The 6948-nt window shown below is 73.0% G+C and carries 5 protein-coding genes and 1 pseudogene; 3 read left to right on the top strand and 3 right to left on the bottom strand.

Annotated elements, in window-relative coordinates:
* A pseudogene (locus tag ACFWY6_RS36585) lies at nt 1–188 on the bottom strand (hypothetical protein); the annotation flags it as partial.
* Nucleotides 189–250: 62 nt separating this feature from the next.
* On the opposite strand from ACFWY6_RS36585, the gene corA reads away from it, so the two are divergent.
* Nucleotides 251–1249 carry a magnesium/cobalt transporter CorA gene (gene corA, locus ACFWY6_RS36580; protein WP_384699888.1) on the top strand — a complete coding sequence of 333 codons (999 nt, stop codon included), beginning with the start codon at nt 251–253 and terminating at the stop codon, nt 1247–1249.
* Between the two features lie 18 nt (nt 1250–1267).
* Here the strand turns inward: corA and ACFWY6_RS36575 are convergent, their stop codons facing one another.
* Complete coding sequence (locus ACFWY6_RS36575) at nt 1268–2056, bottom strand: ferritin-like domain-containing protein (RefSeq protein WP_384699880.1); 789 nt, start codon at nt 2054–2056, stop codon at nt 1268–1270.
* 225 nt (nt 2057–2281) lie between these two features.
* Nucleotides 2282–3331, bottom strand: a complete 1050-nt coding sequence (locus ACFWY6_RS36570) for an LLM class F420-dependent oxidoreductase (protein WP_384699878.1) — start codon at nt 3329–3331, stop codon at nt 2282–2284.
* A 164-nt stretch (nt 3332–3495) separates the two neighbouring features.
* Between ACFWY6_RS36570 and ACFWY6_RS36565 the strand changes: the two genes are divergently transcribed.
* Together ACFWY6_RS36565 and ACFWY6_RS36560 are read left to right on the top strand one after the other, a co-directional pair.
* On the top strand, nt 3496–4476 hold the full coding sequence (locus ACFWY6_RS36565; protein WP_266868795.1) for an aldo/keto reductase: 981 nt from the start codon (nt 3496–3498) through the stop codon (nt 4474–4476).
* Nucleotides 4473–6704: a helix-hairpin-helix domain-containing protein gene (locus ACFWY6_RS36560; RefSeq protein WP_384699875.1), complete on the top strand. Its 2232-nt coding sequence runs from the start codon at nt 4473–4475 to the stop codon at nt 6702–6704. Before ACFWY6_RS36565 ends, ACFWY6_RS36560 begins: the two co-directional genes overlap by 4 nt.
* Nucleotides 6705–6948: the final 244 nt, after the last annotated feature.

Raw genomic sequence — 6948 nt, 5'->3', positions numbered from 1 at the left:
GGCCCGGCGCGGGGGGGCGGGGGCGCGTCGACGGGTCGGCGGGCGGCGGGGCCGGGGGGGCGGCGGGGGCCGGGGGGGCCGGGGGGGCCCCCCCCCTCGTCCAGGGCCACGCCGGGGGTCCACCCGGCGAGCAGGCCCGCGGTGTTGGCGGTGGATCGTCCGTGCCGGACGAGGATCAGCGTGGGCATGCGGGCCAGCCTAAGCCGCCGACGGGGTGCGTCCCGAGCGGAGGTTCGGAAGAATGCGCTCCGTGATCGTGGACTGCGCGCTGTACCGCGACGGGCGAAGGACCGAGTGCTCCGGCCACTTCTCGGACGCGCTCGCCGAGGCGCGCGCCACCGGCGACGCGTTCGTCTGGGTCGGTCTGTACGAGCCGACGGAGCCGGAGTTCGACCAGGTCAGCGAGGAGTTCGGGCTGCATCCGCTGGCGGTGGAGGACGCCCTGAAGGCGCATCAGCGGCCCAAGCTGGAAGTGTTCGACGACTCGCTGTTCGTGGTCCTGAAACCGGTCGTGTACGAGCCGGAGAGCGACGTCGTCTCGTCCGACGAGATCATGGTCTTCATCGGCGACTGCTTCGTGGTGACCGTCCGGCACGGCGAGGGGTCGCCACTGGCTGCCGTACGCCACCGCATGGAGGCGGACCCCGAAGTGCTCAAGCACGGCCCGACGTCCGTCCTGTACGCGATCGCCGACGCCACGGTCGACCACTACTTGGACGTGGCCGGCGAGCTGCAGACGGACCTGGAGGTCCTGGAGACGGAGGTCTTCTCGCCGGACCGCGGCGGCACCCGCAACACGGCGTCCCGGATCTACCGGTTCAAGCGCCAGATCGTCGAGTTCCGCCGGGCCACGGGACCGTTGGCGATGCCCATGATGCGCCTCTCCGGAGCGGGCCCTTTCGCGCCCGACGTACCCTTCGTGGACGACACGGCACGGCCGTTCTTCCGGGACGTCAACGACCATCTGACGCGGGTGAACGACTCGGTGGACAGCCTCGACCGTCTGGTGTCCGACATCCTCTCCGCGCATCTGGCGCAGATGAGCGTGCGGCAGAACGACGACATGCGGAAGATCTCGGCGTGGGCCGCCATGGCCGCGGTCCCCACGATGATCGCGGGCGTCTACGGCATGAACTTCGACCACATGCCCGAGCTGCACTGGGTGTGGTCGTACCCGGCCGTGATCCTGCTGATGGCGGCGCTCGAAGTGTTCCTCTACCGGATGTTCAAGAGCCGTGGCTGGCTCTAGGGGCGGCCGCGGCCCCGGTCAGGCGAACTCGGGCGCCGAGGTGGCGGGCCCGCCCAGCGCGTCGCGCCGCTCGGGCATCTTCAGGGACACCATCCGCCGCCAGCCGCCGAGCCGTTCGTACGCGTACACGCCGTGGATACCCGCGGCGAGCACCGCCGACTTGGCCTTCGGCCAGCCCAGGATGCGTCCCATGTGGTCCATCACGGCGAGGCTGACGTCGCGGTAGACGCGGATCTCGGCGAGCGCGCACTCGCGCAGGGTGCGCTGGATGGCACGGCCGTGCCCGGCGTGGGCGAAGCGGAGCAACTCCTCGTGGCAGTACGCCAGATGGTTGTCCTCGTCGTTCGAGATCATCTTGACCGCGCGGCCGATGTCGGGGTGGTCGGAGAAGTACTTGCGCAGCAGCTGCATCTGCTCGGAGGCGCGCTGTTCGGTGACCCTGCTGTGCGCGAGGTACGTGACGATGTCCTGCACGGTCAGCGGCTCGTTGGCCTTCAGCTGCTCGTGCGCGAGGCCGATGCCGTGCTTCTCCAGAAGCATCGTGTAGTCGGTCTCGTGCGGGACCTCGACCGGTTCGAGGCCGCGCTTGTGCATCAGCGCGTTGAAGATCCGCCCGTGCTTGTCCTCGTCGGCGCCGTGCCGGACCACCTTGGGGGCCAGTGCACGCTCGCTCTCGGGGATCAGCGCCGCGATGCGCCCGTTCTCCCAGCCGCCCTGCGACTCGCCGCTGGCCGCGATGGAGCAGAAGAGCCGGAACGACTCGTCGTTGTCGAGGATCTCGTCGAAGACACTCTTGGCCGAAAGCATCAGTGGCACCTCCATGCCCTCCGCGCGGACGTCCGCAAAGAACTAGTCAAATGCGAAGTCGGCCTCCGGGCAACAGGGGTACGAGGCAGCTCCGCCAAACGGAGGACGGTCAAGGCCGGACCAGGCCGTAACCGACGGGCTCCACGGCGCGTTGTTCCCCGTGACGGCCGTGGCGGGGAAGACCCCCGAGCCCCCACCACGGCCGCAGAAACTCTCCCCCTCCGCTTACGCCAGTCCGGCGCGCTCCAGTGCTTCCGTGCCCGCGCGCAGGGCCTTGATCCGCTCCTCCAGGGTGAAGCCCGCAGGGGACAGCGTGAGGGTGGTGACGCCGGCCGCCGCGTAGGCCTGCATCCGCTCGGCGATGCGGTCCACGGAGCCGAGCAGCGTGGTCGAGTCGATCAGCTCGTGCGGCACCGCGGCCGCGGCGCCTTCCTTGTCGCCGGACAGGTACTTGTCCTGGATCTCGGCGGCTTCCTTCTCATAGCCCATGCGCTGGGCGAGCTGGTTGTAGAAGTTCTGCTTGCGGCTGCCCATGCCGCCCACGTAGAGGGCGGTGTAGGGGCGGAACATGTCGGCGAGGCCGGGCACGTCGTCGCCGACCGCGAGCGGCAGCGTCGGGACGATGTCGAAGCCGTCCATGGTCTTGCCCGCCTTCTCGCGCCCGGCGCGCAGGTGGCGGATGGCGGTCTCCTCCAGGTGCTCGGCCGCGGGGAAGATCAGCAGGGCGCCGTCGGCGATCTCGCCGGTCTGCTCCAGGTTCTTGGGGCCGATCGCCGCGATGTACAGCGGGATGTGCTCGCGCTGCGGGTGGACCGTGAGCTTGATGGGCTTGCCGGGGCCGTCCGGCAGCGGCAGCGTCCAGTGCTCGCCCTCATAGGAAAGGCGCTCACGCGTCATCGCCTTGCGGACGATCTCGACGTACTCGCGGGTGCGGGCGAGCGGCTTGTCGAACCTGACGCCGTACCAGCCCTCGGAGACCTGCGGTCCGGAGACGCCGAGGCCCAGGCGGAAGCGGCCCCCGGAGAGCGAGTCGAGCGTGGCGGCCGTCATGGCGGTCATCGCGGGCTGCCGGGCCGGGATCTGGAAGATCGCGGATCCGATGTCGATACGTTCGGTCTGTGCGGCCACCCAGGACAGCACCGTCGCGGCGTCCGAGCCGTACGCCTCGGCGGCCCAGCAGACCGCGTAGCCGAGCTTGTCGGCCTCCTTGGCGACGGCGAGATTGTCGCCGTCCATTCCCGCGCCCCAGTAGCCGAGGTTGATCCCGAGCTGCATGGCCGAATCCCCTTACTGCGCAGTAACGTCCCTGTGCCGGGGACTGTAGCGCGTGCCGGTGAGGGCCGTCAGGGGCGGGCGGACGGGTGGCGGAGTTGTCCACAGGCGCCGGTTTGCCCACAGCCCCACCCGCCGCGGGGGCCCGGCCAGTAACCTCAGCGCCCATGGAGCAGAGGCATCTCGGCCGTACCGGCCTTCGCGTGTCCCGGATCGGACTCGGCACCCTCACCTGGGGGCATACCGACGAGAGCGACGCCGCCGACCTGTTGAAGGTGTTCTGGGAAGCGGGCGGCAGCCTCGTCGACACGGCGGATGTGTACGGCGACGGGGAGGCCGAGTATCTGCTCGGCAGGCTCATAGAACGGCTCGTGCCACGGCGTGACCTGGTCATCGCCACCAAGGCGGGCAGCGTCCCCGACCCGGAACGGCGCTTCGACGGCTCGCGGGGCCATCTGCTCTCCGCGCTCGACGCTTCGCTCGCCCGGCTCGGCACGGACCACGTCGACCTGTGGCAGGTGCACGCCTTCGACCCCGCCACACCGCTCGACGAGACGCTCCAGGCCCTGGACATCGCCGTCAGCAGCGGCCGTGCGCGCTATGCGGGCATCTCGAACTTCTCCGGCTGGCAGCTCGCCAAGGCGGCGACATGGCAGCTCGCGGCGCCGGGCACCCGCACCCGCCTGGCCAGTACGCAGATGGAGTACTCCCTGCTGCAGCGCGGCATCGAGCGTGAAGTGCTGCCCGCCGCGCAGGACCTGGGGGTGGGCCTGCTGCCGTCCTCGCCGCTGGGGCGCGGGGTGCTCACCGGCAAGTACCGGCACTCCACTCCCGCCGACTCGCGGGGCGGCTCCGAGCATCTCGCGCCGTTCGTCGCGCCGTATCTCGACGACGCCGCGAGCCGCATCGTCGACGCGGTCGCCACGGCCGCGGACGGCCTCGCGGCGACACCCCTCCAAGTCGCCCTGGCCTGGGTGCGCGACCGCCCCGGAGTGACCGCGCCGATCGTCGGCGCGCGCAACGCGCAGCAGCTCACGGCCGCTTTGTCAGTGGAGACCCTTAGTCTTCCTGACGAGATCTGCCAGGCGCTCGACGATGTGTCGGCGCCCGTGCACCGCTACCCCGATCAGGACTGGAGCACGCTGTGAGTACGGAGCCGCCGACCGCTGCCGCGGAGGAGACCGCCGCCCCCGAGGGCACCGAGCCGGAGACCCCGAGCGTGCCGGACGCGGACGCGCCCGAGACAGCGGCCGAGAGCGACGCGGGGGACGCCGCGGAAGCGGAATCCACCGAGGCCAAGGAGCTCTCCGAGGCCGAGGCCGCCACCGCCGAAGCAGCCACCGCCGAAGCCAAGGAACTCTCCGAAGCCGAGGCCGAGATCGCCGCCCAGCGCGAGCTGCGGGAGCGGATCGAGGAGCGCAAGGCCGCCAAGCAGGGCCCCGTCGACGCGGGGGCGAAGCTCAGCGGCAAGGCCGCCGACCTGCTGGCGGCCGTCCGGGCCGTGGAGAGCGGCGAGCAGCCGGTGGCCAGCGCCTTCAGCGAGCCCGCGCCGGCACCGCGCAGGGCGCCCGAGCCCCAGCCGGTGCGCCGGCCGCAGCCCGTGGCGGCCGCCGCGGGGCCCGACGACGAGGCTGTGGAGGCGGTCCGTGCCGTGCTCGCCGAAGGCGGGGCCCCCGCAGCCCTCGCCGCGCGCACGGCGGCGGCGCTCGGCGAGGGCGCCGACGCTCAACTGCGGGACGACCCCTGGCAGTTGCTCCGGGTCGGCGGTGTGCGCACCGAGCAGGCCGACGGATTCGCGCGGGCGCTGCTCGGCGCGGAGTGCGGGCCCGACGACGAGCGCAGGGGGCGCGCGATCACCGTATGGCTCCTGGAGCAGGCGGCGGTCGCCGGGCACACGGCCCTGGATGCGTCGGCGCTCACCGCCGCGCTCGGGCAGCGTGCCGTGCCGGACCCGGACACGGCAGTGCAGGGCGCCATCACGGAGGGCGACATCCTCGTCTTCCAGGACGCCATCGAGACACCCGGAGCGCCTGCACCGGCACCGTCGGCCGACGAGGACGAGGGCGAGGAGACCGAGCGCCCGGTGCGGGTCCTGGTGGGCCTCGAACAGTACGCACTGGCCGAGGAGAGCCTCGCCGACGGGCTCGCCCGGGTCATCAACTCCCTGCCGAAGGAGGACGGTTCGGGACCGTCGGCGGCCGACTGGGAGTCCGCTGCGGGCAAGGCGTCCGGTTCCACCGCCGAGCTGATCCGCGCGGTGGCCGGGCACGGGCTTGTCCTGCACACCGGCGGCGAGACGGCCCGCGCGGAGCCCGCCGCCCTGGCGGCCGCCGCCGAGGCGCTGGGCCTGCGGGTGTGTGCCGCCACGCACAGCGCCGCGGGGCGCCGGCGCCTGGCCGGACTCGTCGGCTCGGACGAGGCGGCCGCCGTGACCGTGGCGGGGCTGCTCTCCGGGGCGGAGGGGCCGGGGCGGGACAGGGACGGTGCGCTCGCCCTCGACCTCCTGGTGGTCCTGGACGCGCCGCAGCTGGACGTGGAGAGCGCCGCGATGCTGGTGGAGTCCCTGCCGGACGGCGCCCGCCTGGTGCTCAGCGGTGACCCGGGGGTGCTGTGGTCGGCGGGCCCCGGACGGGTCTTCGCGGACCTCGTCGCGGCGCGCTGCTGCCCGCAGGTCGTCTCCCGCACGCCGGATCCGGGTCCCATCGGGGAGCTGGTCTCCGGTGTCGGCATCGGCGAGCTGAACCAGGTCGACGCGCCGGGCAAGGAGGTCGTGATCGTCCCCGTGCGGGACGCGGGCGAGGCGGTGCACCGCACGGTGCAGCTCGTGGCCGACTCGGTGCCGCGGGCGATCGGGGTGCCCCCGCAGGACACCCAGGTCATCACCCCCGGGCACGGCGGGGCGGCAGGCACGCGCGCTTTGAACGCGGCGCTCAAGGAGCGGCTGAACCCCGGCCCCGGCCGGTTCGGCGGCTTCGACCCGGGCGACCGCGTCGCCCACGTCCCGGCGCCGGGCCGCACGACGCTGGGCCGGGTGGTCCGGGCCGACGCGGAGGGGCTGCACCTGGAGTGTGACGGCGCCCCCGTCGTCGTACCGAAGGAGCGGGTGGAGCAGACGGTCCGCCACGCCTGGGCGCTGACCGCGCACCAGGCGGTGGGCCTGACGTGGCCCGCGGTGGTCGTGGTGCTGCCGGGCGACGCGACGGCCGCGCTGACCCGGGCCTGGGTCTACACCGCGTTCAGCCGCGGAGAGCGCCACCTGTCGGTGGTCCAGGGCGCGGAACAGGCGCTGCCGCGGGCGGTGGCGGAAGTCCTCCCGAGGGACCGCACCACCCGCCTGCAGACGCTTCTGCGTCCCCAGGTCCCGGCAACGACCTGACGGCAGGCCGGAAGGGGAGGCGGGGGAAGCCGCCTCCCCCTTGGCCTGACCGCCCAGTCCTTCGCTGACCCGGCGGTCGGCGCTGTGCCCACCCGTTCCGCCCTGCGGAACGCCTGCCCACAGCGAGCGGCCCCGGCGGCTGGGTGGGTGGGTGGGTGAGACGGACGGCACCGCCCCCCCCCCCCCCCCCCAGGGCCCCCGGAAACAGCGATCGGCGGCGAGCGGGCGGGGGGGGGGGGCAACA

This window comes from Streptomyces sp. NPDC059037 (assembly GCF_042740015.1).
In the GTDB taxonomy this organism is placed as follows: Bacteria; Actinomycetota; Actinomycetes; order Streptomycetales; family Streptomycetaceae; genus Streptomyces.
Note: the sequence above shows the minus strand (reverse complement) of the source record. Positions and strands in the feature narration are given on the sequence as shown.

Coding starts and splice junctions, on each gene's coding strand:
- ACFWY6_RS36575 (WP_384699880.1), bottom strand. CDS start 2,056: ATGCTTTCGGCCAAGAGTGTCTTCGACGAGATCCTCGACAACGACGAG.
- ACFWY6_RS36570 (WP_384699878.1), bottom strand. CDS start 3,331: ATGCAGCTCGGGATCAACCTCGGCTACTGGGGCGCGGGAATGGACGGC.
- ACFWY6_RS36565 (WP_266868795.1), top strand. CDS start 3,496: ATGGAGCAGAGGCATCTCGGCCGTACCGGCCTTCGCGTGTCCCGGATC.